Consider the following 21,495-nt stretch of genomic DNA (forward strand, 5'->3'; position numbering starts at 1 on the left):
AAGCAATATTGAAGAGGGAAGCAGCTCATGTTGAAGCAACTGGTTCGTTCCGTGATCGCCGTTGCCTTGCTCGCGCAGGGTGCGCAACTGGTGCAGGCGGCTGATTTTTCGCTGCTCAACGTTTCCTACGATCCGACCCGCGAGCTGTATCAGGACTACAACCGTGCCTTTGCCAAATACTGGAAAGCCAAAACCGGCGACCAGGTCACGTTCAAGGCATCGCACGGCGCTTCGGGCAAGCAGGGGCGCTCGGTGATCGACGGTCTGGAGGCCGACGTGGTGACTTTGGCGCTGGCTTACGACATCGACGAAATTTCGGAAAAGGCCAAGCTGCTGCCGGCCGATTGGCAACAGCGGCTGCCGCATAACAGCACGCCGTACACCTCGACCATCGTGCTGCTGGTGCGCAAAGGCAATCCGAAAGGCATCAAGGATTGGGACGATCTGGTCAAGCCGGGCGTGTCGGTGGTGGTCGCCAATCCCAAGATTTCGGGCGGCGCCCGCTGGTCCTATCTGGCGGCGTATGGCTACGCGCTGAAAAAGAATCATAACGACGACAGCAAGGCGCGCGACTTCATCTCGCGCTTGTACAAGAACGTGCCGGTGCTGGATTCCGGCGCGCGCGGCGCGACCGTCACTTTCGCCGAGCGCGGTGTCGGCGATGTCCTGCTGGCTTGGGAAAACGAAGCCTATCTGGTGCAGGCGGAATTTGGCAAGGGCAAGTTCGATACCGTCTTCCCATCGGTCAGCATCCTGGCCGAGCCGCCGGTCGCGGTGGTCGACAAAGTGGTCGACAAGCGCGGCACGCGCAAGATTGCGCAAGCCTATCTGGAGTATCTGTACAGCGCCGAAGGCCAGGACATCGCGGCGCGGCATTTCTATCGTCCGACCGATCCGACAGTGGCGGCCAAGTATGCGTCCACATTTCCAAAGTTGAGTTTGTTCAGCGTCGCCGACATTTTCGGCAGCTGGAAAAATGCGCAGAAAACGCACTTCAGCGATGGCGGCGTGTTCGACAAGATTTATCAACCCGGCGCGAAATAATGCGATTGGTTCTCAATGTAGGGTGGATGAGCGCAGCGTTATCCACCGATGGATGTGCCACATGTGTTTGACGCATTAAAAAGCGGCGGATAACGCTACGCTCATCCGCCCTACGCAAGGTGATTGAGCCGGGCAGTCGCGTAGGGCGGAAAAGCGCAGCGCCTTCCGCCGTTACCCGCCTCGAATCCACCGCAGGTGGCGCATCAACGGCGGATAACGCTGCGCTCATCCGCCCTACGCAAGGTGCTTGAGCCGGGCAGTAGGTTTGTAGAGCCGACCATTACCCACAGGAGAAAAGATGAGTATCCAGGCAATCAATGTCCGCAATCAATTTCGAGGCAGAATCCAGCACATCACCGAGGACGAGGTGTTGTCCGCAATCGAGATCGAAACACCCGCCGGCATCGTGTCGTCGGTGATTACCACGCGCTCGGTCCGGAATCTGGGTTTGGTGGTGGGATCGGAAGTGATCGCCTTGGTCAAGGCGACCGAAGTGGCGATCGCCAAGCTGTGAATTTTCAAGCTCCTATCAATTCGCTCAAGGAAAAATCATGACCATCCAAGCCATCAACGTACGCAATCAATTCAAGGGAAAAATCAAGGAGATCATCGAAGGCACGGTGGTCTCGGAAGTCGACGTCGACACCCCGGCCGGGATCGTCACCTCGGTCATCACCACTCGCTCGGTCAAGGACCTGGGGTTGGAGGTGGGGACCGAAGTGGTCGCACTGGTGAAGGCGACCGAGGTGTCGATCGCCAAGATTTGAATCTTGTTCAATCCAGTCCTGTTCACCTAACGCATCGAGGTCGCCCATGTCCTTTCCCGCGCTGGAACAATATCTGGCCCAATTGCACAGCAGCAGCCGGCGCGGCGCCCGCGGCGATAGCCGGGTCTGGCTGGATAACGAGGGGCGGGCGCAAGGCCGTTACTTCAATACCGCGCTGACTAGCGTGTTCCAGCCGCTGCGCGAGATTGCGGAGCCGGCACAGATAGTCGGCTACGAGGGCTTTGCCCATAGCTATTCGGCCAGCGACAACGGTTTGTATCTATGGAAGCTGCTGGATCATGCGGCCAGCGACGATGAGTCGGTGGAACTAGATCGGCTGTGCCGCATGCTGCATGCGATTAATTTTTATCGGCAGCCGCAAGCCGCGGCCGGCGATCTGTTTTTGAGCGTGCATCCGCGCTTGCTGGCAGCGGTCGACAGCAATCACGGCATGGCGTTCCGGCGCATCCTGGCATTGCTGGGACTGCCGCATCAGCGGATCGTGCTGCAACTGCCGACCGTCACGGAAAACCAGGGCTGGTTGTTGAACTATGTGCTGGACAACTATCGGCGCAATCAATTTCGGCTGGCGATCAATGCCGACGATGTGACGCAGGCCGCGAGCTTACTGCAGCGGGTGCGGCCGGACGTGTTGAAGATCGACGCCCGCGGCGTCAATGATGACGATCCGACCAGGCGTTTGCTGGAAGACTGTGAAGCGCGCGCGATTCAGGTGGTTTTCAAGCGGCTTGAAAAAGAGCGCGACCTGGATGTTTTGCAGCGGCTGGCGCAACGTGCCGCGATGCCGCTGCATGCCCAGGGCTTCTTGTGGGATTTGCCGCAGGCTGCGCTGCGGGCATTGGCTGCGCCTGAGTTGGCTACATCTGCTTGAACAACAAGTAGGGCGGAAAAGCGTAGCGTCTTCCGCCGTTTTTAATGCCCCAAACACATGTGGCACATCCATCGGCGGATAACGCTGCGCTCATCCGCCCTACGGACCCCAACGGACGGCTGCAGTTTCCGGTTTTTTACATCTGCTTGAATAGATGGATAAAACTGCGGCTCACTTCCAGTTTCTCGCTATGACCTTTGACCAGCACCAGGTGACGGCCCCGCAAATCGCGGGTAATGCCTTCGATGGCGTTGACGTTGACCAGCGTGGCGCGGTGGATTTGCCAAAATAAATCCGGGTCCAGTTCTTCCGCCAGATCGCGCACCGGCTTGCGGATCAGCGCTTCATAGCTGCCGGTCTGAACGCTGGTGTATTTTTCATCCGAACGGAAAAACAGGATCTCTTGCACCGGGATCAGCCGCAACTGCTGGCCGATGCTGGCTTGAATCCACTGCAGGTAGTTCGGCTTGGTGGCGATTCCCATCTGCTTGGCCAACTGCGCCAGCATCGTGCTCATGTCGGCCGGCGCCGCGCTCAAGCGCGCTTTGAGGCGGGCCACGGTCAGGCTCAGACGGTCGGCTTCGGCCGGTTTGAGGACGTAATCGACTGCGCCTTGCTCGAAGGCTTGGATCGCATATTCGTCGTAGGCGGTAATGAACACGATATGGCTGCGGGTGCCGATCGCTTGCGCGGCTTCCAGGCCGGTTTTGCCCGGCATGCGGATGTCGAGAAAAGTGAAATCGGGTTGGTGCAGATTGACCAGTTCGATCGCTTCTTCACCGTTCTTGGCTTCACCGAGGATCTCGAGTTCCGGCCAGGCTTGACTCAGGCGCAGCCGGATTTGGTCGCGCATCAGGCGTTCATCGTCGGCAATAATGGCGGTTGGCATAGTTGAATTTTGGTGTGGAAGATTTTTTACAGGCGCCTCAAAAAACCGTAGCGAGCGGCCCAAGGTCGGGGCGAGAAGCGCAGCTGTACGGAGGTACAGCGAGCATCACAGCCCCGAGATTGGCGGGCTTGCTAAATCCTGCAGTAGGTTTTTAGGGGCGCCTGAATTTTATTTTTTCTTTTGTACTGACCCGGAACCGATCACCTTGGACGACACCTGCGGCTCGCCGCTATAAGTGACGTCGCCGGAACCTGCAATCCTGACCGTCAGTTCCTTGCTGGCATAGACATGCGCATCACCGCTGCCGACCACCGAAACGCTGGTGTTTTCAGACAGCAGCGCGGGGCCGTCGAAACTGCCGCTGCCGGCGATCGCCACATTCAGGTCGCGCGTCTTGCCGTTGACCTTGATATCGCCGGAACCCGCGATGGATGCCTTTACCGTGGGGGCGTTCAGTTCGCCGCTGACGCCACCGGAGCCGGACAAGGAGACATTGATCCTGTCTTTTTCGCTCAATTTGCCAGTCAGCTTGATGTCGCCTGAGCCGGCCACGCTCAAGCTGTTCACATCAGGTGCGGTGAGGTAGACATTAATCGGGTGATGACTACTGAAATGATGGCTGCCGAAAAATGAATCGTGCTTCATTCTTACCTGCAGCACTTTGTTTGTCTTCACCAGTTCCACCTGCGAAATGAGGCTTTCTTCGGCCTCAATCACCGCCGGCTTGACCGGTCCCTGGGTCAGATACACGTCGATGCTGTCTTGCAGTTCCAGTTGCTGGAATTCGCCTACCGTGCGTTCAGCTTTGGTCACATTGCCTTCGGCCATGGCATCACCTGTGCTTAAAAAAGGAATGATTGCGGCTGTCGTCAGTGCAAAGATCAGCGCAAAACGGGGTCTGGATTTCATGTGCGATGGCTCCTGTGGAAAGTTGGAAATGTCGGTTTTTTTTGAATCGCTTCAAGCAGCCTTGCTCTGGCTGGCCAATTGATAAGGCACTTCGATCGTCGCGCAGACGCCGCTGGGGCTGTTGGGCACGATGACCAATTGGGCCTGATCGCCGTGCAACAGTTTGAGTCGATCGCGGATGCTTTGCAATCCCAGTCCGGTGCCGTTGCTGGGGACCGCGCCAAAGCCCAGGCCGTCGTCGGTCACTCTGACGCGCAGCTTGTTGTCGGCGACTTCCGCCAGGATGCGCAAGGTGCCGCCTTCGGTCTTGCATTCCAGGCCGTGTTTGATGGCGTTTTCTACCAGCGATTGCAGCATCATCGGCGGGAACGCCGCGCTGCGCAGTCCATCCGAAACCTGGACGTCGACATTCAAGCGTTCCTCCATGCGCATCTTCAACAGATCCAGGTAGGCCCGCACGATGTCGGTTTCTCGTCCCAGGTTGGTGACGGTGGCGGTTTCCCGCATTTGCGGCAACACGGCGCGCAAATACTGGATCAGGCGTTTCTGCATGGCCGATGCGCGAGGCGGATCGGTTTCGATCAAGTACTCGACCGAAGCCAGGGTGTTGAACAGGAAGTGCGGTTCGACCTGCGCCTGGATCATTTGTATTTTGGCCTCGGACACCTGGCGTTGCAGGTTGGCGTGTTCGGCTGCCGCGTTGGCGGTGCGCGCCAGCGCTTCGGCGCGCTTCTTGCCGCCCATTAAAGCCTTGGTGCCGAACAAGCCGAGCACCAGCAACAGTACGAAGTTCTCAAACCATTGAGACGATTTTTTCTGATAGTGGGCAACCCTTTTTTCCGCCTTGTCGTCGGCCTCTTCGTCGATCGCGCTAACCGCTTCGTCGATGGCGTTATTGACATCGCGTGCGGCGTCGGGCGGCAGCGGCAAGGGCGCGGGGGCTGCTGGCGGTGTCGGTGCTGTCGGTGCTGTTGCCGGGGCGGGCGGCGCCGGCGGAGTTGGCATGCTTGCCGCGTCCTGGCCGTCGTCGGTGTAGGTATAGATTTTGTTGATGCGCAGACCGTTGCCGTCGAGCTGGACGTTGGTATCGCCGTTGACGGTGGCTTTGATCGCTGCCGGGCTGTGTTTTTTTGACTTTTTATTTTCGATGAAAATGATGTCCTGATCCGACGAAAACAGGATGCTTTGCAAAATCCCGCTTGCGGTCATCGCCAGCACCGCAAACAGGAAAAATTTCCACCACGATAATTGCGCGACCCAGGTCGCAATCTTGTCAAAGGCGCGTGCCAGGTGGCTGAGGACGATGGCCGAGGTTTCCTTGAGTGCGGTGACCGTTTCAGATTTCATGTGTGGGCTCTTGTTGTGCGGCAACGTATCTAAATTGCCGCCATTTTAAACGCAAGGTGCGCGAAATAGCTGATCGCTATGACTAACGGTAGGGCCAATAATGGCCGCTAATCGACGCTTGGCGCTGTCAGCGTAGTCGCTTCGGTCTTGGCGAGCGTGGTTTGCTTGTCGTTGCGGGTGTTTTCCGGCTGCGCAAAAGCCGCCTTTTCCGCGCGGCTCATGCGCTTTCCGATAATCGTGACGGTTGGCAGTTCGCTGGCAAGCACCGGGCTGGTGGCGGTCAGCGCCGGGCTGACGGCGATGGACAGGACGGCGGCGCTGATGAGGGCCGCGATCAACATCGTGGCGGCTTGCAGTTGGCGTGATGATTTCATGATGGTTCTCCCAGCAGGCTGGATATCAATGATGGACGCTTATGCAGTGACTGCCGGCGTCAGGTTCTTGTTCATGCGTTTGCCGATAACCGTTACCGTCGGCAGTTGCTCGGCTTGTGCCAATGCGGCTTTTTCCTGCGGGCTCATGCGTTTTGCTATCACCGTTACGGTTGGCAATTGGCTGGCCTCGGCGCTTGCCGGCATGCTGCGGTTTGTGCCTGCAATCATGGCGATGCCGGTGGCCAGGGAAACGATTAACAGGATGGCGATTTGAAGTTGGCGTGCTGTGTTCATTTGAAAGCTCCTTTTGAGTGGGTGACGTTGTTGCATGTCGTCACTTTAGATAAGCGCATCGGGAGCCGCCATCCGAATGCGACAGTCTGCAGAAATGCCGGGACAGAATTCAAATTTGCCGTACTGAAATGCACGCGGTTGCGGGTTGTTATCGTGCTCGATACCGGCCTAGCGTGTAACTGCCTTAGGTCCGGTGCGGTTGCTGAGGTCGGCGTGGCTGTCCTGTTGCCGTTCTGCCTTTCCCAATCACTCTGTTTGCAATCGAAAATATTTCCTTAGTGATAATAGTTGTTTGATAACATGGCTCTCGATTTACGGCGCAACCGTCTGTCAGAGCCGGTTTGCCGAACCGCGCAGCCTCGCGCCAGCGGGGCTTATCGATAGCAACTAGAGGGAGAAGGACATGACAACTATGAACAGGTCGAAACCCAAATTCGAGGATTGGCAAAACTACGTCAATCAAGGGGTGAACAATGCCAAATGGAATGTCTACGACTGCGAAATTCAAAGGGCAGTGGACGAGTTCAATCGCCACTTGCGCGACGTGGCCGGATATAGGCCGCTGGACTGGCAACTCATCAAGGCCATGACTTGGGTGGAGACTGGAGCGAAGGACGAGGAATGGCAGACAAACCCGATGCAGATTGGCAATGACGGCGACCCGGGATTGAGGTCGCTATTGATAGGCAATGAGGGAGGAAACTTGATCCTTCCGCCTGCGTGGCGGGGCAAGCTAACGTACGGCACTGCGACCAACTTTGTCCCGCATAACATTCGTGCGGGCATAGGCTACCTGTTAATGCGCATGGCGAACTTCGCGATCAAGAACGTGCCGGATGCCGATACCCGTACTTATGAGCTGACGGTCAAGGCGGGCGATAACTTCGACAAGATCGCCAGGACGCAGGGCACGACCATCGAATCGCTCAAGCAACTCAATCCAGGCGCGCATATGCTGCGTCCCGGTCAAGTGTTGAGGTACCGGAAAGCCGCGATGCGGAAAGTGATCGTCGGCTGGAAGTTCATCGCTCCGTCAAGCATTGCGTTCTATTACAACGGCGGCGGTGATGCGCTGTATGGCAAGAAGCTGGACTATGCATTTACGTTAGTCCGCAATGGAAAGGCGGCGTTATGCACACAATAAAAATCGCTGGACTATGTCTGGCGGTTGCATTGACAAGCAATGCGGCAGCGGCTGATAAGCCATTTACCGGGAAATTTTTTGGCAATGGACGCGCTTGCTATGGAGGACTTTATGTCCGCTCAAGGACGATTGAATGGCATTCGACTTACAGCGCTTGCGAACGAGGTCGCTACCAGGTTCTTGAGCAAGATATGAATGGAACGGAGCCCAGGATTGCCTACCTTCTAAAACAACGTAGCAAGCATTGTCGGTATGAGGTCATCGAGCTTTATCAATACAACGATGAAGTCTGGAGTGCGAAGGGCTATCGCTCACTTGAGGCTTTCCAGAAAAAGGATTTGCCGGACTGGAAAAACTCGGCTCTGCCGGAGCGTGGGGTGTTGTTATGCGGGATGCACAAGACGGATTGATCCGGCCAGCCCCTCCTGCGTATGCCTCGTTTAGCTTTCTAAGGCCTGGCGCGGCGACTCCAGTTGACAAGGCTGCCGCGCCTTTTCAAGCAAGTAAGGTAATCCAATGAGTCGCTATCTATTATTGTTTTTATGCTTTGCAATTGTCGCGACTAGCGCAGCCGAATCGAAGCTTCCGATGCAAGTTGTAGCAGCAAAAGGTGCGATTGCTGCTGACAAGCCGTTTACCGGGAGATTTCTTGGCAATGGACGCGCTTGTTCCGGCGCTCTTTATGTTCGTACTAAAACGATTGAATGGCATTCGACTTACAGCGCTTGCAAACAGAGCCGCTACCAGATTATCGAACAGGACATGACTGGAAAGGAACCCAGGATTGCTTACCTTCTAAAACAGCGCAGCAAGCATTGTCAGCATGCAGTCATCGAACTACGGCATTACAACAAACAGGTCTGGGACGCGAACGGTTATCCGTCGCTAGAGGCTTACCAGAAAAGGGATTTGCCGGATTGGAAGGACTCTTTATTATCAGACCGTGAAATTCTGTCCTGCGGGATGCTCAAGGCGGATTGATCCGGCCCTTCTTTCTCCTCAAGTCCTATTTAATCTCTCGACGCCCGGCGCGGCGGCCCCAGTTAGCAGGGCCGCCGCGCTTTTTCAATTCAGGCGGAAAACGCTAGTGGACTGTAACAACCGATTCAAGAGCGCCTGTCACGTACCCGACACGCATGGCGACGTTGCAAATGCTCGCAATAGTCTCGCTATTGCTGCGCTTTGCGCCTTGCTCTGCGCGCCGGGCACGTGCCCTTCACTCTCGCATCGGCTGTTGCAGTCCACTAGCCAGGGCGCTCGTCAGGAATATTTCCCTTATGCAAAATCATTCTATGCACATGCTAAAAAGTTCGTTCTCTTTATAACAATCCGATGCGAATATTTGAATTCGTTAGCCGTATTTGTAATAAGAGGATGAAGCATGGCTGCTGCCGCCGTTTTACCCGATACCCAATTTTTCCCGCCTTCCAGCCCGTTCCGGGTGATGCCGGGCTTTCGGCTGGCGCTTGGGTTCACATTGTTCTATCTGGCGCTGATCGTGCTGATCCCGCTGTCGGCGGTGTTTCTCAAAACCTTCACGATGAGTTGGGACGGGTTTGTTGCTGCCGTGACATCGCCCAGAGTGCTGGCCTCGTATCGCCTGACGTTCGGCGCGTCGCTGCTGGCGGCTTTGCTCAACGTGGTGTTCGGCGGCATCGTCGCCTGGGTGCTGGTGCGCTACCGGTTTCCCGGCAAGAAGCTGATCGACGCCCTGGTCGATTTGCCGTTTGCGTTGCCGACTGCGGTGGCCGGGATTGCGTTGACGGCGCTGTATTCGGGCAACGGCTGGCTTGGCCGTTATCTGGAACCGCTCGGCATCAAAGTCGCTTTTACCCCGCTCGGGATCCTGGTGGCGTTGACCTTTATCGGTTTGCCGTTTGTGGTGCGTACCGTGCAGCCGGTGCTGCAAGATGCCGAGCGCGAGCTGGAAGAAGCCGCCGCCAGCCTGGGCGCCAGCCGCTGGCAGACTTTTGCGCGGGTGATTTTCCCGAGCATCTTCCCCGCCTTGTTGACCGGTTTTGCGCTGTCGTTTGCACGCGCCACCGGTGAATATGGCTCGGTGATTTTCATCGCCGGCAATATGCCGATGGTGTCGGAAATCACGCCCTTGTTCATCATTACCAAACTGGAGCAATACGACTATGCCGGCGCTACTGCGATCGCGGTGGTGATGCTGGTCGCCTCGTTCCTGCTGCTGCTGACCATCAATGCATTGCAAGCCTGGACCCGCAAGCGCGGCCAGGCGGAAAGCGTATAGGGAGCCGACGTGAGCGCCGTTGCGACACATTTTATGGAGGCGGCCGAGGCCAGCCAAGAGGTAGCAATCGCGCCGCGCCAAGCGCCGGGCGCGACATTGGAGCCTTGCTGGCTGCGCGCAGTATTGATCGCCGTGGCACTGCTGTTCCTTACCCTGTTCCTGCTGATGCCGCTGCTGGCGGTATTTGCCGAAGCGTTCAAAAAGGGCTGGGACGCCTACCTGAGCGCGATCACCGAGCCGGACGCGCTCAGCGCTATCAAGCTGACTTTGTTGAGCGCGGCGCTGGCGGTGCCGCTCAACCTGGTGTTCGGGGTGGCGGCTTCTTGGGCCATTGCCAAGTTTGAGTTTCGCGGCAAAAACGTCTTGCTGACGCTGATCGATTTGCCTTTTTCGGTGTCGCCGGTGATTTCCGGCCTGATCTATGTGCTGCTGTTCGGCGCGCAAGGCTGGTTCGGTCCGTGGCTGCGCGAGCACGACATCAAGATTCTGTTCGCGGTGCCCGGCATCGTGCTGGCGACCGTGTTCGTGACTTTTCCGTTCATTGCGCGCGAATTGATTCCTTTGATGCAGGCGCAGGGCAACGACGAGGAAGAGGCGGCGCTGGTGCTGGGCGCTTCCGGCTGGAACACGTTCTGGCGCGTGACCCTGCCCAATATCAAATGGGGCCTGCTGTATGGCGTGATTCTGTGCAATGCGCGGGCGATGGGCGAGTTTGGCGCGGTGTCGGTGGTGTCCGGCCATATTCGCGGCGAAACCAACACCATTCCGCTGCAGGTCGAGATTCTGTACAACGAATACAACTTCCAGGCGGCGTTTGCGGTGGCTTCCTTGCTGGCGTTGCTGGCGCTGGTGAGCCTGGCGCTGAAATCGTTGCTTGAGTGGCGCTTAACAGGAGCAGGGCATGAGCATCGAAGTAAAAAACATCAGTAAGCGCTTCGGCCAGTTTGTCGCGCTGGATCAGGTTTCGCTGGCATTTGCCAGCGGCGAGCTGACTGCGCTGCTGGGGCCATCCGGTTGCGGCAAGACCACCTTGTTGCGCATCATCGCCGGCCTCGAAGCGCAGGACAGCGGCCAGGTCCTGCTGGCGGGCGAGGACGCTTCGGCGCGCCACGTGCGCGAGCGGCAGGTCGGTTTCGTGTTCCAGCATTACGCCTTGTTCAAGCACATGACGGTGTTTGAAAACATCGCCTTCGGCCTGCGAGTCAAGCCGCGCAGCCAGCGTCCGAGCGAGAGCGCTATCCGTGAAAAAGTCCGCAGCCTGCTGGACCTGGTGCAGCTGGATTGGCTGGCCGATCACTATCCGCCGCAACTGTCCGGCGGTCAACGCCAGCGCATTGCATTGGCCAGGGCCTTGGCGGTGGAGCCGCGCGTGCTGCTGCTGGACGAGCCGTTCGGCGCGCTCGACGCCAAGGTGCGCAAGGAGCTGCGGCGCTGGTTGCGGCGGCTGCACGATGAGTTGCAGGTCACCAGTATTTTCGTCACGCATGACCAGGAAGAAGCGCTGGAAGTGGCGGACCGCATCGTGCTGATGAACCAGGGCAAGGTCGAACAGGTCGGCGCCCCGCAACAGGTCTACGAACATCCGGCGTCGCCGTTTGTATACGGCTTCCTGGGCAATGTGAACCTGTTTCACGGGAGAGTGCATCGCGGCGTGCTGGAAGCCGGCGGCGTCGCTTTCGATGCGCCCAATCACGCCGCGGCACAGGATGCGGCCGGGATCGGCTATGTGCGGCCGCATGACTTGGAGGTTGAACGCTACGCCGCAGGCGCCGACGGTATCGTGGTGCAACTGAAGCGCGCCCACGCCATCGGGCCGCTGGCGCAATTGGAACTGGAGCGCAACGACGATGCCGGCTTGATTGAAGCGGTGATTTCCAGCGAGCGTTTCGGTCAACTCAATTTGAAGGATGGCGAAACGCTGGTGGTGCGGCCGCGTCGTTTGCAGGTGTTTGTAGAGTAAGAAGAAAAAGGAAAAAATATGAATTTTCAACAATTACGCTCGATCCGCGAAGCTGCCCGCTGCGGATTCAACCTGACCGAAGTGGCGAACGTCTTGTTCACGTCGCAGCCCGGCGTCAGCCGTCAGATTCGCGAACTGGAAGAGGAGCTCGGGGTCGATATTTTTGTCCGCAACGGCAAGCGCCTGATCGGTCTGACCGATCCCGGCAAAGGGATTTTGCGGATCGTCGAAAGGTTGTTGCAGGAAGCTGAAAACCTGCGTCAGGCCAGCCACGAATATTCCGGCGAAACCAGCGGCACGCTGACCGTCGCCGCCACCCATACCCAGGCCCGCTATGCGCTGCCGCGTGTCGTGCAAGGTTTCCGCGCCGGTTTTCCGGATGTCCGCATCGCGCTGCAGCAAAGCTCGCCGGAACATATCGCGGAGTGGGTGATATCCGGCAAAGCCGACGTCGGCATCGCGACTGAAGGCTTGAGCCAATTCAAGGAATTGATTTCGTTTCCTTGCTACGAATGGAGCCACGTGCTGGTGGTGCCGGAGGAGCATCCGCTGCTGGCGATTGCCGAGCCGCTCAGCCTCGCCGATCTGGCGGCTTATCCGTTGATCACCTACGACGTCGGATTTACCGGCCGCGGCCATATCGACGCTGCATTCCAGGCGGCCGGCATCAACCCGGACATCGTGCTGACGGCGATGGATTCCGACGTGATCCAACAGTATGTGTCGCTCGGCCTTGGGGTCGGCCTGGTGGCCTCGATGGCGACCGAACATATACGCCAGAACGGCTTGCGTTCGATTGCGGTGTCGCATCTGTTCGCGTCCAATGTGACGCGGCTGGCAGTGCGGCGCGGCGCGTATTTGCGTTCGTACACGTATGATTTTATTTTGCAGTTTGCGCCGCAGTTGAAGCGGGCCGATATCGTCGCAGCGCTGCACGCGGAACCGCATGCGGCTGGGATCAACACGGTTCACAAGAGCGCCTCTGAACCGCGTGTTTTAAAACTGGCTTGAAAGAAATGTGCCGAAGGCGTTTTGCCGCAGGGCGACGCGCACAGTCTCCGCTGTCTCCTCCGAATGCCGTCAGGGTTCGGTTTTAGCCCGCTGCCGAAAGGTCAGCGGGCTTTTTTTGCCCGCCCTGTGTCACCGCAAAAAAATCCATATGGATCAATGGGATAGGGAGAATCTAATGTAGTTATCCACAGGGCTACCAACAGATTCTGTGGGTAAGTATTAAGCTTTTAGTGCCGCCGCACATTCCCGCACCAGCGCCGGGCCGCGATAAATCAAGCCGCTGTATAACTGCACCAGTGCGGCCCCGGCGGCGATCTTGGCTTGAGCATCGGCGCCGCTGAAAATGCCGCCGACGCCGATGATAGGCAGCGCATCGCCCAATTCGCCATGCAGCTGACGGACCACGCTGTTCGATAACGCAAATACCGGCGCGCCCGACAAACCGCCGGCCTCGTTCTCATGCGGCAAACCTTTGACAGCGTCGCGGGTAATGGTGGTGTTGGTGGCGATGACGCCGTCGATCTTGTGACGCAGCAGGGCGTCGGCGATGGTCTTGATTTGTTCGGCGTCGATATCCGGCGCAATCTTCAGTGCGATCGGGACATAGCGCCGGTGCTGGTCGGCCAGCCTTTGCTGGGCTTGCTTGAGTTGCGACAGCAAGGCGTCCAGCTCGGACGCGCCTTGCAGCTGGCGCAGGTTTTTGGTGTTCGGCGACGAGATATTGACGGTGACGTAACTGGCGTACGGATACACTTTTTCCAGGCAGTGCAGATAATCTTCGGCCGCGCGTTCAATCGGCGTATCGGCGTTTTTGCCGATGTTGAGGCCAAGCACGCCTTGCCGCTCCTGATAAAACCTGGAAGCCTGGACATTGGCGACAAACGCATCGACGCCGCCGTTGTTGAAGCCCATGCGGTTGATGATGGCATTGGCGGCAGGCAGCCGGAACATGCGCGGCTTCGGATTGCCGGCTTGGGGCCGCGGCGTCACGGTGCCGATTTCGATCGAACCGAAGCCGAGCGCGGCCAAGCCGTCGATGTAGGCGCCGTCCTTGTCCAGGCCGGCTGCCAGTCCGACCGGATTGGGAAAGCGGATTCCCATCACGGTGCGCGGATCGGCCGCCGGTTGACCGAGCAGGGAGGTCAGTCCCAGTGCGGCAGCCCGGCGCAAGGCCGGTAAAGTCAGGTTGTGGGCGGCTTCCGGGTCAAGAGAGAACAGGGCGGGGCGGGCGAGGGCGTACAGGAGTTTGGCGGGCACGATAGGTTTGAGGCTAATGGATAAAGTGGTGTGGTCGGCGGCGGAGGGCGGCGCAAAACCGGCTATTCTAACGCACTCCATTGACCCTGCCGCAACGCTTCCAGCGGCTGGAAGTTGACTTTATAAGCCATCTTCTGGCTTTCCTTGATCCAGTAGCCGAGATAGACATAGGGCATGCCGAGTTGCCTGGCCTGGCTGATTTGCCACAGGATGTTGTAGGTGCCGTAAGAGGCGCCCGGCACGTCCGGATCGTAGAAGGTATATACCGACGACAAGCCGTCATTGAGGATGTCGATGATGCTGACCATGCGCAAGGTGCCGTCGGCGTCGCGGAATTCGACCAGCCGCGTATTGACCTTGCTTTGCAACAGGAACTGGGCGTACTGGTCGCGGCTGTCCTGGTCCATGCCGCCGCCGCAGTGGCGTGCGGTCTGATAGCGCAAATACAGATCGTAATGTTCGTGCACGTAGGCCAGATTGGTGACCAAGGCGGTCAGCTCCCGGTGTTTGTCCCAGGCGCGGCGCTGACTGCGATTGGCGGTGAATGGCGCCACTATGATCCGCACCGGCGTGCAAGCCTGGCAGCCGTCGCAATACGGGCGATAGGTAAAAATGCCGCTGCGCCGAAACCCGCTTTTGACCAGCTCCGAATACACATCGGCGTTGATCAGGTGCGACGGCGTCGCCACTTGCGAGCGGGCCTGGCGGTTATCCAGGTAACTGCACGGATAGGGGGCGGTCGCATAAAACTGCAAGGCTGAAAAAGGCAGATCTTTTAAGTGCGTCATGTGCATTCCAGGCTACCGACGGTGGTGATAATTTACACCGTAAATTCAATTTGCATAAGAACCGGACCGACCTTAATCCGTAAATAAAACCGGCGGCCGCCAGTCGTGAATTTGCGGCTGGGCTATGGCCTGCCGCAAGTGCGCGATAAATTCGGTGCGCGCAATCGGCGCCGCGCCGAGCGAGGCCAGATGCTGGGTTTCCTGCTGGCAGTCGATCATCTTGACGCCATGCAAGCGCAAGAAATGCACCAGGTAAGCCAATGCGATTTTGGAACCGTCGCTGACCCGCGCAAACATCGACTCGCCGTAAAACATGTGGCCGATGCTGACCCCATAGGCGCCGCCGACCAGCTTGTCATCCAGCCAAACCTCGGACGAGTGCGCGTATCCCAAGCGGTGCAAGGCGCGGTAGCCGGTCACGATCTCATCGGAAATCCAGGTCCCCGGGCCATCCCGGCGCGGCGCCGCGCACTCGCGCATGACTTGATCGAACGCAAAATCGAAGCGAATCTGCCAGCGGTGGTCGGTCCGGGTGCTGCGATGTACTTTGCGCAGGGTTTTTCTCAAGCTGGTCGAGATTTCGAACTGCTGGGTGTGCAGCACCATGCGCGGATCGGTGCTCCACCAAAGAATCGGTTGGCCTTCCGAAAACCACGGGAAAATGCCATGCCGATACGCATCCAGCAAACGCCGCGGCGACAGGTCTGCACCGGCCGCCAGCAATCCGGCGGCGCCGTCGTCGTCGGTCAATGCTTCGCTGACGTCGGGGAAAGGCGTATCCAGTTCAAGCCAGGGGATCATTGCCGTTTCCCCGGCTCAATTGCTGACATGCAGGATGAGGTGCACATGCTCGATTGATGTTTCTCGTAATGAATATCGCCGATGGAAAACAATCGGCGCCGTTCTTATGCCGTGCGCATAGGCTTGAAAATATCGTGCGTATGCAAAGTGAAGCCGGTTCCCTCTTGCTTGGCTTTCTTGTGATCGGCGAAGAACGCGCGCAAGGTATATTCGACCGTAGGAAAGGCGATCTCGCCCCACGGAATTTCAGCCTCGGTGAACAGCTCGACCTCCAGGCTTTCGACCCCGGCGGCGTAATCGCGGTCGAGCAGGGTGGCCCGATAAAACAAATGCACCTGGTGCGCCTGCGTCACGTTCAGCAGCGAAAACAATTCATGCAGCTCGATCCGTGCGCCGGCTTCTTCCTGGGTTTCGCGGCGCGCTGCCTCGCTGGTGGTTTCATCGTTTTCCATGAAACCGGCAGGCAGCGTCCAATATCCATAGCGCGGCTCGATCGCACGCTTGCACAACAGCACACGCAACTCGCCGTCCTGCTCCCATGCCGGTATCGAACCGACCACCATTTTCGGATTCTGGTAATGAATGGTGCCGCAGTTGCTGCAGACATAACGCATGCGGTTATCGTCCGGCGGGATTTGCAGGCTAACGGGATGCGCGCATTCGGAGCAAAATTTCATAGAGGCCGATAAGTGTTTGGGCAACGCGGGACGGCGCTTGAGCGACGCCCCGCGTTGCGTTGAAATGGGGGTGAGAATCACTGGCTAAACAGGATACCAAAGCAGCTTGGAAGTGTATCACCGCGCAATGTGAATGCGATTAGTTCGATTAAGTTTGCAAAGATGTCTGATAAGGTATATACTTTCATTCTTCAGACGCGGGGTGGAGCAGTCTGGCAGCTCGTCGGGCTCATAACCCGAAGGTCGTAGGTTCAAATCCTGCCCCCGCAACCAAATAAGTAAAAACCGTTGATAGCCTTCGCTGTCAACGGTTTTTTGCTATTGGGGAACTGTATTTGGGGGCAAGGGGGCTCGTGTCCGATGGCAATCTTGAAGTCAATTAAAGGTGTCCATCAAGTCTCGGGTCGCGCCGTGTAACGCTGCAGCACAATATCGAATTGCTGGCGGTCGTCGGCTCGCAATTTATCAAGCAGCGCGACCGCTGCCTCGGCCGGTTTTGCCGCATTTTCGGATTTCAGATCCTCAATTTTCTGACGGATTTCTTTTAACCTGGCAAGCGACTCGGCCGCCTTTTTCGGATCAACCGATTCGGCGTCGGCGATGGACAGCAGCACCTCCGTCAGCAGGCCGAGCTGCTTTCCATATGACGCAATATTAAAAGCCTGTTTTTCGACATCGGCGTTTCCCGCTTTTGGCTGGATGCCGTTAAAGAACCAGTCGGTATTAGGCTCGATCTGTTGCGCCAAATTGCCACTGAACGGGAGGTGAAGCTGTGGAGCCCAAAACCACATCCATGGAGTCATATTCGCCTTTCACAAAATTAGGGCCACCTTGAAAAACCGTAGCGAGCGGCCCAAGGTCGGGGCGAGAAGCGCAACCGTACGGAGGTACGGCGAGCATCGCAGCCATGAGATTGGGACGCGCAGTAGGTTTTTCGAGGTGCCCTTAGCTGATGCGGACAGCAGAGAACGGCGGCAACAGCGGCCCTTTGTCGCCCACCTTGTTCAGCAGCGCGATAATGATTTTCCATTCATTGTCAGTGAACATTCCCGACACGATAAAACTCCGCAATGCGCTGGGATTCTGCTCCGGATCCAGAAGGATAAAGGCCCATCCAATCGCCGGGTTGTTCGGCGTGCAATGGAAACTGCCTTGCTCTATCGTGTTTTGTAGGTAGGTGATTGCATACGTGCCGTCACTGCCGACCTGGCCGGGGTTGAATTTGAAAGTAATGTTGCTGGCCTTGAGCGGGTCTTCCGTCCACAGAAACGTGCCGGCCAAGCCGTCCAGCGTCTTGATATCGGTTGCGCCATGCCAACCGGCGTTGCCAGTCACCTTTTCATGGATCGCCTTTTGGAATTGCTGATTCAACAGACTTACCGTTGACGACGTCAATTTGCTTTCCTGGATCAATTTTTCTGCATGCGCAGTATGGTTGCGAGGCATTTGAAACTCCCTTTAAAGCGGTGTACCGGTAGCGATGCGCACTTGAATTGCATTGTCCCGACGCGAGACTGGCGCGATAAAGTCGCGCCAGTCCGGGTTGCGTCAACCATCAGGCAAAGCAGACACGCATGCGATGCAATAAGCTGAAGTGATTCTTGAACCCTATGTGGACAGCATCTCTCACTCCGGCCACACAATCGCCGGACCGGTTTCGATCGAGGAAATCAGGATAGGCGCCACATGCTGGATTTTGTCCCATGCAAAGTTATAGCGATCCATGGTGGCTGGCGATCCGATATGGCGCTTGATGCCATTGTCGATCAGGTATACCGCGGGATCGCCGAACCCTTGTGCGAGTACCGCGCCTACGCTGATTGGCGTGCCAGTGTCGATTTCATTGATAGCGATGTCCTGCAGGATGCCGTTCCAATCGCGGAACAGGTTGTTGTACGTGGCTGGGTCCGGTATATGACGCTTTCTACCTGCATCCACCAGATAAACCGCCGGATTGCCGGGCAATTGAACGCGGAGCCCATCAAGATCTTTTCTAAGAGCCATGGTGTTTCTCCTATCGTGATTAGCCGCGATATCTGGTAGTCAGACCATGCCGTTGCGGCTATTCCAGCACAGCCTAACGAATGCCTAAGGTACGGGGAGGGCCGCTTGTTCCGCGTACCGGTGATGATCAGAAGGGAGTTACTGTCCAAATCATGCCGTTTCATGATGAGGAGCGACCTGGAATTCAGTTTCGTTCAAGAAAGCCTGCTCGCTCGCAGGGCACGACGTAACTGTCAAGGTTGACAGGATAACGACCACCGAAATCATGTGCATCAGCACGCTTTCGGATTAGGAATTATGATTCGATAAAAATTATTGCCTATTGATAATTTTGTGCACCACGGCCATTCATCTTATGAAACATTGACTTTCCAACAGGAAGACTTGCTCATGAACTTTTCAACCCGTCCTGCAGTTCTGGACCTGATCGGCAATACCCCGTTAATCGAAGTCACGCGCATCGATACCGGTTGCTGTCAGCTTTTTCTTAAACTCGAATCGCAAAACCCGGGCGGTTCGATCAAAGACCGGATCGGTCTGGCCATGATCGAAGCGGCCGAACAAGATGGCCGGCTAAAACCGGGCGGCACCGTGATTGAAGCTACAGCCGGCAACACCGGTCTTGGCCTGGCGCTGGTCGCATGTACCAAGGGCTACCGTGTGGTGCTGGTGGTCCCGGACAAAATGTCTGTCGAAAAAATTCAGCATCTGAAAGCATTGGGCGCGGAAGTGCATCTGACCCGCTCGGATGTCGGTAAAGGCCACCCCGAGTACTACCAGGATTATGCGGCGCGCCTGGCGCGTGAATTGCCCGGCGCTTTCTATATCGACCAATTCAACAATCCGAGCAATCCGCTGGCGCACGAACGCACCACCGCTCCCGAGATCTGGGAACAATGCGGGCACCGCCTCGACGCCATCGTGTGCGGCGTCGGCTCGGGCGGCACCCTGACCGGCCTCTCGCGATTTTTCCGCAAGGCTCACCCGGCGCTGGAATTTGTACTGGCCGATCCGAAAGGCTCGATCCTGACCGAATACGTCGAAAGCGGCAAAATCAGCGATGTCTCCGGTTCCTGGGCGGTGGAAGGGATAGGCGAGGACTTTATTCCGTCGATTGCCGATCTGTCTGGCGTCAAGCATGCGTACACCATCGGCGATGAAGAGAGTTTCCTGAGCGCGCGCGAATTGGCACGTGCCGAAGGCATCCTCGGCGGCTCGTCGACCGGCACCCTGCTGGCGGCGGCGCTCCGCTACTGCCGCGAGCAGACCCAGCCCAAGCGCGTCGTCACCATCGTTTGCGACACCGGCACACGCTACCTGTCCAAGATCTACAACGACAACTGGATGATCGACCAGGGTCTGCTCAAACGCGAAACCTTCGGCGACCTGCGCGACATCATCGGCCGCCGCTATGCGGAAGGCAGCGTCATCAGCGTGGCGCCGACCGACACTTTGATGATCGCGTTCAACCGCATGCGCAACGCCGAGATTTCACAACTGCCGGTGATCGACGGCCAACACGTGGTCGGGATCATCGACGAATCCGATTTGCTGTTCAAGGTCCAGACCGATGCCGCGCATTTCTCCACCCCGGTCAGCAGCACCATGACGCGCGCAATTGAAAAACTGAGGCCGAATGCAGGCATGGATGCGTTGCGCGGCACGCTTGACCGCGGCCTGGTCGCCATCATTGACGACGGCGAGCAATTTTATGGACTGATTACCCGTTTCGACCTTCTCAATCATCTACGCAGGAGCCAGCTATGACCACCGCAAAAAATTCTGAAAACGCATCGCATTCCGAGGACACCTCCGGCCTGCATTTCGGCACCCGCGTGATTCACGCCGGGCAGAGCCCCGATCCGTCGACCGGGGCCATCATGCCGCCGATTTACGCCACCTCGACCTACGTCCAGCAAAGTCCTGGCGTGCATCAGGGCCTCGATTACGGCCGCTCGCACAATCCGACCCGCTGGGCGCTGGAGCGCTGCGTCGCCGATCTGGAACAGGGCGCGCAAGGATTCGCGTTCGCCTCCGGCATGGCCGCCATCGCGACTGTATTGGAACTGCTGGACAGCGGCGCCCACGTCATTGCCGGCGACGATCTGTATGGCGGCAGCTACCGCCTCTTCGAGCGGGTCCGCAGGCGCAGCGCCGGCTTGTCGTTCAGCTTCGTCGATATGACCAACCCGGAAAACCTGCTGGCGGCGATCCGGCCGGAAACCAAGATGGTGCTGGTGGAAACGCCGACCAACCCGATGCTGAAACTGGCCGACCTGGCAGCGATTGCCAAGATCTGCCGCGAGCGCGGCATCATCGCGGTCGCCGACAATACCTTCGCCAGCCCGCGGGTCCAGCGTCCGCTGACCTTCGGCTTCGATATCGTGGTCCATTCGACCACCAAATATCTGAACGGCCACTCCGACATCATCGGCGGCATTGCCGTCGTCGGCGGCGAACCGCGGCAGGCGGAATGGCGCGAGCGCCTGGCTTTCCTGCAAAACGCGGTGGGCGCGATCGCCGGCCCGTTCGACAGCTTCCTGGCCTTGCGCGGCGTCAAAACCCTGAACCTGCGGGTCGAACGGCATTGCGAAAACGCGCTGGAACTGGCCGGCTGGCTGGAAAGCCAGCCGCAAGTGGCGCGGGTCTACTATCCGGGTTTGCCATCGCATTCGCAGCACGCGCTGGCGCAGCGTCAAATGGATGGCTACGGCGGCATCATCTCGATCGAGTTGAAAGCTGACCTGGCCGGCGCCCGGCGTTTTCTGGAACGCTGTGAGATTTTTGCATTGGCCGAAAGCCTGGGCGGCGTAGAAAGCCTGATCGAACACCCAGCCATCATGACCCACGCCACGATTCCCGCAGCGCATCGGGCGGCGCTTGGCATCAGCGATTCGCTGGTCAGGCTATCGGTGGGGATTGAGAATATTGCGGATCTAAAAGCGGATATGCGCAATGCGTTAAGAGCAGCCGCTGAGCAGTAGTTTGAAATAAAGGGCACCTCGAAAAACCGTAGCGAGCGGCTCAAGGTCGGGGCTGCGCAGTAGGTTGTTCGAGGTGCCCTAAAGACGCTCGCAAAA

At 57.8% G+C, this 21,495-nt stretch carries 25 protein-coding genes and 1 tRNA gene; 14 read left to right on the forward strand and 12 right to left on the reverse strand.

Annotated elements, in window-relative coordinates:
* Window positions 1-27 precede the first annotated feature (27 nt).
* The 4 genes from ACFPM8_RS15535 (at window position 28) to ACFPM8_RS15550 (ending at window position 2,703) form a co-directional block, all read left to right on the forward strand.
* The gene (locus ACFPM8_RS15535) at window positions 28-1,044 is read left to right on the forward strand and encodes a sulfate ABC transporter substrate-binding protein (RefSeq protein ID WP_378998582.1); all 1,017 of its coding nucleotides are present in this window, start codon (window positions 28-30) and stop codon (window positions 1,042-1,044) included.
* 298 nt (window positions 1,045-1,342) lie between these two features.
* Window positions 1,343-1,558 (forward strand): TOBE domain-containing protein, encoded by a 216-nt coding sequence (locus ACFPM8_RS15540; RefSeq protein ID WP_378998583.1) that lies wholly within the window; start codon window positions 1,343-1,345, stop codon window positions 1,556-1,558.
* 37 nt (window positions 1,559-1,595) lie between these two features.
* On the forward strand, window positions 1,596-1,811 hold the full coding sequence (locus ACFPM8_RS15545) for a TOBE domain-containing protein (RefSeq protein ID WP_378998585.1): 216 nt from the start codon (window positions 1,596-1,598) through the stop codon (window positions 1,809-1,811).
* A gap of 46 nt (window positions 1,812-1,857) precedes the next feature.
* Window positions 1,858-2,703, forward strand: coding sequence for an EAL domain-containing protein (locus ACFPM8_RS15550; RefSeq protein ID WP_378998587.1), 846 nt, complete (start codon window positions 1,858-1,860; stop codon window positions 2,701-2,703).
* 136 nt (window positions 2,704-2,839) lie between these two features.
* On the opposite strand, the gene ACFPM8_RS15555 is transcribed toward ACFPM8_RS15550, so the two are convergent.
* The 5 genes from ACFPM8_RS15555 to ACFPM8_RS15575 form a co-directional block, all read right to left on the reverse strand.
* Entirely contained in the window at window positions 2,840-3,592 is a 753-nt protein-coding gene (locus ACFPM8_RS15555) for a LytR/AlgR family response regulator transcription factor (RefSeq protein WP_378998589.1), read from the reverse strand.
* 168 nt (window positions 3,593-3,760) lie between these two features.
* Window positions 3,761-4,501 (reverse strand): head GIN domain-containing protein, encoded by a 741-nt coding sequence (locus tag ACFPM8_RS15560; protein WP_378998591.1) that lies wholly within the window; start codon window positions 4,499-4,501, stop codon window positions 3,761-3,763.
* Between the two features lie 51 nt (window positions 4,502-4,552).
* Window positions 4,553-5,848, reverse strand: coding sequence for a sensor histidine kinase (locus ACFPM8_RS15565; protein WP_378998593.1), 1,296 nt, complete (start codon window positions 5,846-5,848; stop codon window positions 4,553-4,555).
* Between the two features lie 107 nt (window positions 5,849-5,955).
* Complete coding sequence (locus tag ACFPM8_RS15570) at window positions 5,956-6,222, reverse strand: hypothetical protein (RefSeq protein ID WP_378998595.1); 267 nt, start codon at window positions 6,220-6,222, stop codon at window positions 5,956-5,958.
* 39 nt (window positions 6,223-6,261) lie between these two features.
* Window positions 6,262-6,516 carry a hypothetical protein gene (locus tag ACFPM8_RS15575; RefSeq protein ID WP_378998596.1) on the reverse strand — a complete coding sequence of 85 codons (255 nt, stop codon included), beginning with the start codon at window positions 6,514-6,516 and terminating at the stop codon, window positions 6,262-6,264.
* Between the two features lie 403 nt (window positions 6,517-6,919).
* Between ACFPM8_RS15575 and ACFPM8_RS15580 the strand changes: the two genes are divergently transcribed.
* From ACFPM8_RS15580 to ACFPM8_RS15610, 7 genes are all read left to right on the forward strand, one after another.
* Window positions 6,920-7,660: a LysM peptidoglycan-binding domain-containing protein gene (locus ACFPM8_RS15580; protein ID WP_378998598.1), complete on the forward strand. Its 741-nt coding sequence runs from the start codon at window positions 6,920-6,922 to the stop codon at window positions 7,658-7,660.
* On the forward strand, window positions 7,648-8,070 hold the full coding sequence (locus ACFPM8_RS15585; RefSeq protein WP_378998600.1) for a hypothetical protein: 423 nt from the start codon (window positions 7,648-7,650) through the stop codon (window positions 8,068-8,070). The genes ACFPM8_RS15580 and ACFPM8_RS15585 overlap by 13 nt, the downstream gene beginning before the upstream one ends.
* A gap of 106 nt (window positions 8,071-8,176) precedes the next feature.
* On the forward strand, window positions 8,177-8,641 hold the full coding sequence (locus ACFPM8_RS15590) for a hypothetical protein (RefSeq protein WP_378998601.1): 465 nt from the start codon (window positions 8,177-8,179) through the stop codon (window positions 8,639-8,641).
* Window positions 8,642-9,041: 400 nt separating this feature from the next.
* A complete protein-coding gene (cysT, locus tag ACFPM8_RS15595; RefSeq protein ID WP_378998603.1) occupies window positions 9,042-9,917 on the forward strand; it encodes a sulfate ABC transporter permease subunit CysT in 876 nt (291 codons plus the stop codon).
* 33 nt (window positions 9,918-9,950) lie between these two features.
* Complete coding sequence (cysW, locus tag ACFPM8_RS15600) at window positions 9,951-10,847, forward strand: sulfate ABC transporter permease subunit CysW (RefSeq protein WP_378998695.1); 897 nt, start codon at window positions 9,951-9,953, stop codon at window positions 10,845-10,847.
* Window positions 10,819-11,877, forward strand: a complete 1,059-nt coding sequence (locus tag ACFPM8_RS15605) for a sulfate/molybdate ABC transporter ATP-binding protein (RefSeq protein ID WP_378998605.1) — start codon at window positions 10,819-10,821, stop codon at window positions 11,875-11,877. Before cysW ends, ACFPM8_RS15605 begins: the two co-directional genes overlap by 29 nt.
* 18 nt (window positions 11,878-11,895) lie before the next feature.
* Window positions 11,896-12,888, forward strand: coding sequence for a CysB family HTH-type transcriptional regulator (locus tag ACFPM8_RS15610; RefSeq protein ID WP_378998607.1), 993 nt, complete (start codon window positions 11,896-11,898; stop codon window positions 12,886-12,888).
* Between the two features lie 219 nt (window positions 12,889-13,107).
* Here ACFPM8_RS15610 and ACFPM8_RS15615 read toward each other — a convergent pair whose 3' ends face one another.
* The 4 genes from ACFPM8_RS15615 to ACFPM8_RS15630 all read right to left on the reverse strand — a co-directional run bounded on the left by ACFPM8_RS15615 (window position 13,108) and on the right by ACFPM8_RS15630 (window position 16,411).
* Entirely contained in the window at window positions 13,108-14,145 is a 1,038-nt protein-coding gene (locus ACFPM8_RS15615) for a quinone-dependent dihydroorotate dehydrogenase (RefSeq protein WP_378998610.1), read from the reverse strand.
* Window positions 14,146-14,207: 62 nt separating this feature from the next.
* On the reverse strand, window positions 14,208-14,933 hold the full coding sequence (locus tag ACFPM8_RS15620) for an arginyltransferase (RefSeq protein WP_378998612.1): 726 nt from the start codon (window positions 14,931-14,933) through the stop codon (window positions 14,208-14,210).
* Window positions 14,934-15,005: 72 nt separating this feature from the next.
* Window positions 15,006-15,734: a leucyl/phenylalanyl-tRNA--protein transferase gene (aat, locus tag ACFPM8_RS15625; RefSeq protein ID WP_378998614.1), complete on the reverse strand. Its 729-nt coding sequence runs from the start codon at window positions 15,732-15,734 to the stop codon at window positions 15,006-15,008.
* Between the two features lie 104 nt (window positions 15,735-15,838).
* Complete coding sequence (locus ACFPM8_RS15630) at window positions 15,839-16,411, reverse strand: NUDIX hydrolase (RefSeq protein WP_378998616.1); 573 nt, start codon at window positions 16,409-16,411, stop codon at window positions 15,839-15,841.
* Window positions 16,412-16,607: 196 nt separating this feature from the next.
* Here ACFPM8_RS15630 and ACFPM8_RS15635 point away from each other — a divergent pair.
* A tRNA-Met gene (locus ACFPM8_RS15635) sits at window positions 16,608-16,684 on the forward strand.
* Between the two features lie 119 nt (window positions 16,685-16,803).
* Here the strand turns inward: ACFPM8_RS15635 and ACFPM8_RS15640 are convergent.
* The 3 genes from ACFPM8_RS15640 to ACFPM8_RS15650 form a co-directional block, all read right to left on the reverse strand.
* On the reverse strand, window positions 16,804-17,214 hold the full coding sequence (locus ACFPM8_RS15640) for a hypothetical protein (RefSeq protein WP_378998619.1): 411 nt from the start codon (window positions 17,212-17,214) through the stop codon (window positions 16,804-16,806).
* Between the two features lie 142 nt (window positions 17,215-17,356).
* On the reverse strand, window positions 17,357-17,857 hold the full coding sequence (locus ACFPM8_RS15645; protein ID WP_378998620.1) for a hypothetical protein: 501 nt from the start codon (window positions 17,855-17,857) through the stop codon (window positions 17,357-17,359).
* Window positions 17,858-18,037: 180 nt separating this feature from the next.
* Window positions 18,038-18,415, reverse strand: coding sequence for a hypothetical protein (locus tag ACFPM8_RS15650; RefSeq protein WP_378998622.1), 378 nt, complete (start codon window positions 18,413-18,415; stop codon window positions 18,038-18,040).
* A 390-nt stretch (window positions 18,416-18,805) separates the two neighbouring features.
* Here ACFPM8_RS15650 and ACFPM8_RS15655 point away from each other — a divergent pair, with 390 nt between their 5' ends.
* Together ACFPM8_RS15655 and ACFPM8_RS15660 are read left to right on the forward strand one after the other, a co-directional pair.
* Window positions 18,806-20,182, forward strand: a complete 1,377-nt coding sequence (locus ACFPM8_RS15655) for a pyridoxal-phosphate dependent enzyme (RefSeq protein WP_378998624.1) — start codon at window positions 18,806-18,808, stop codon at window positions 20,180-20,182.
* A complete protein-coding gene (locus ACFPM8_RS15660) occupies window positions 20,179-21,399 on the forward strand; it encodes a trans-sulfuration enzyme family protein (protein WP_378998626.1) in 1,221 nt (406 codons plus the stop codon). The genes ACFPM8_RS15655 and ACFPM8_RS15660 overlap by 4 nt, the downstream gene beginning before the upstream one ends.
* The last annotated feature ends 96 nt before the right edge of the window (window positions 21,400-21,495 follow it).

Source organism: Paraherbaspirillum soli (assembly GCF_042654985.1).
Taxonomy (GTDB): Bacteria; Pseudomonadota; Gammaproteobacteria; order Burkholderiales; family Burkholderiaceae_D; genus Paraherbaspirillum; species Paraherbaspirillum soli.

Excerpts from the sequence above, each read along its gene's own strand:
- ACFPM8_RS15535 (WP_378998582.1), top strand. The coding sequence starts at position 28 with ATGTTGAAGCAACTGGTTCGTTCCGTGATCGCCGTTGCCTTGCTCGCG.
- ACFPM8_RS15540 (WP_378998583.1), top strand. The coding sequence starts at position 1,343 with ATGAGTATCCAGGCAATCAATGTCCGCAATCAATTTCGAGGCAGAATC.
- ACFPM8_RS15545 (WP_378998585.1), top strand. The coding sequence starts at position 1,596 with ATGACCATCCAAGCCATCAACGTACGCAATCAATTCAAGGGAAAAATC.
- ACFPM8_RS15550 (WP_378998587.1), top strand. The coding sequence starts at position 1,858 with ATGTCCTTTCCCGCGCTGGAACAATATCTGGCCCAATTGCACAGCAGC.
- ACFPM8_RS15555 (WP_378998589.1), bottom strand. The coding sequence starts at position 3,592 with ATGCCAACCGCCATTATTGCCGACGATGAACGCCTGATGCGCGACCAA.
- ACFPM8_RS15560 (WP_378998591.1), bottom strand. The coding sequence starts at position 4,501 with ATGAAATCCAGACCCCGTTTTGCGCTGATCTTTGCACTGACGACAGCC.
- ACFPM8_RS15565 (WP_378998593.1), bottom strand. The coding sequence starts at position 5,848 with ATGAAATCTGAAACGGTCACCGCACTCAAGGAAACCTCGGCCATCGTC.
- ACFPM8_RS15570 (WP_378998595.1), bottom strand. The coding sequence starts at position 6,222 with ATGAAATCATCACGCCAACTGCAAGCCGCCACGATGTTGATCGCGGCC.
- ACFPM8_RS15575 (WP_378998596.1), bottom strand. The coding sequence starts at position 6,516 with ATGAACACAGCACGCCAACTTCAAATCGCCATCCTGTTAATCGTTTCC.
- ACFPM8_RS15580 (WP_378998598.1), top strand. The coding sequence starts at position 6,920 with ATGACAACTATGAACAGGTCGAAACCCAAATTCGAGGATTGGCAAAAC.
- ACFPM8_RS15585 (WP_378998600.1), top strand. The coding sequence starts at position 7,648 with ATGCACACAATAAAAATCGCTGGACTATGTCTGGCGGTTGCATTGACA.
- ACFPM8_RS15590 (WP_378998601.1), top strand. The coding sequence starts at position 8,177 with ATGAGTCGCTATCTATTATTGTTTTTATGCTTTGCAATTGTCGCGACT.
- cysT (WP_378998603.1), top strand. The coding sequence starts at position 9,042 with ATGGCTGCTGCCGCCGTTTTACCCGATACCCAATTTTTCCCGCCTTCC.
- cysW (WP_378998695.1), top strand. The coding sequence starts at position 9,951 with ATGGAGGCGGCCGAGGCCAGCCAAGAGGTAGCAATCGCGCCGCGCCAA.
- ACFPM8_RS15605 (WP_378998605.1), top strand. The coding sequence starts at position 10,819 with ATGAGCATCGAAGTAAAAAACATCAGTAAGCGCTTCGGCCAGTTTGTC.
- ACFPM8_RS15610 (WP_378998607.1), top strand. The coding sequence starts at position 11,896 with ATGAATTTTCAACAATTACGCTCGATCCGCGAAGCTGCCCGCTGCGGA.
- ACFPM8_RS15620 (WP_378998612.1), bottom strand. The coding sequence starts at position 14,933 with ATGACGCACTTAAAAGATCTGCCTTTTTCAGCCTTGCAGTTTTATGCG.
- aat (WP_378998614.1), bottom strand. The coding sequence starts at position 15,734 with ATGATCCCCTGGCTTGAACTGGATACGCCTTTCCCCGACGTCAGCGAA.
- ACFPM8_RS15630 (WP_378998616.1), bottom strand. The coding sequence starts at position 16,411 with ATGAAATTTTGCTCCGAATGCGCGCATCCCGTTAGCCTGCAAATCCCG.
- ACFPM8_RS15640 (WP_378998619.1), bottom strand. The coding sequence starts at position 17,214 with ATGACTCCATGGATGTGGTTTTGGGCTCCACAGCTTCACCTCCCGTTC.
- ACFPM8_RS15645 (WP_378998620.1), bottom strand. The coding sequence starts at position 17,857 with ATGCCTCGCAACCATACTGCGCATGCAGAAAAATTGATCCAGGAAAGC.
- ACFPM8_RS15650 (WP_378998622.1), bottom strand. The coding sequence starts at position 18,415 with ATGGCTCTTAGAAAAGATCTTGATGGGCTCCGCGTTCAATTGCCCGGC.
- ACFPM8_RS15655 (WP_378998624.1), top strand. The coding sequence starts at position 18,806 with ATGAACTTTTCAACCCGTCCTGCAGTTCTGGACCTGATCGGCAATACC.
- ACFPM8_RS15660 (WP_378998626.1), top strand. The coding sequence starts at position 20,179 with ATGACCACCGCAAAAAATTCTGAAAACGCATCGCATTCCGAGGACACC.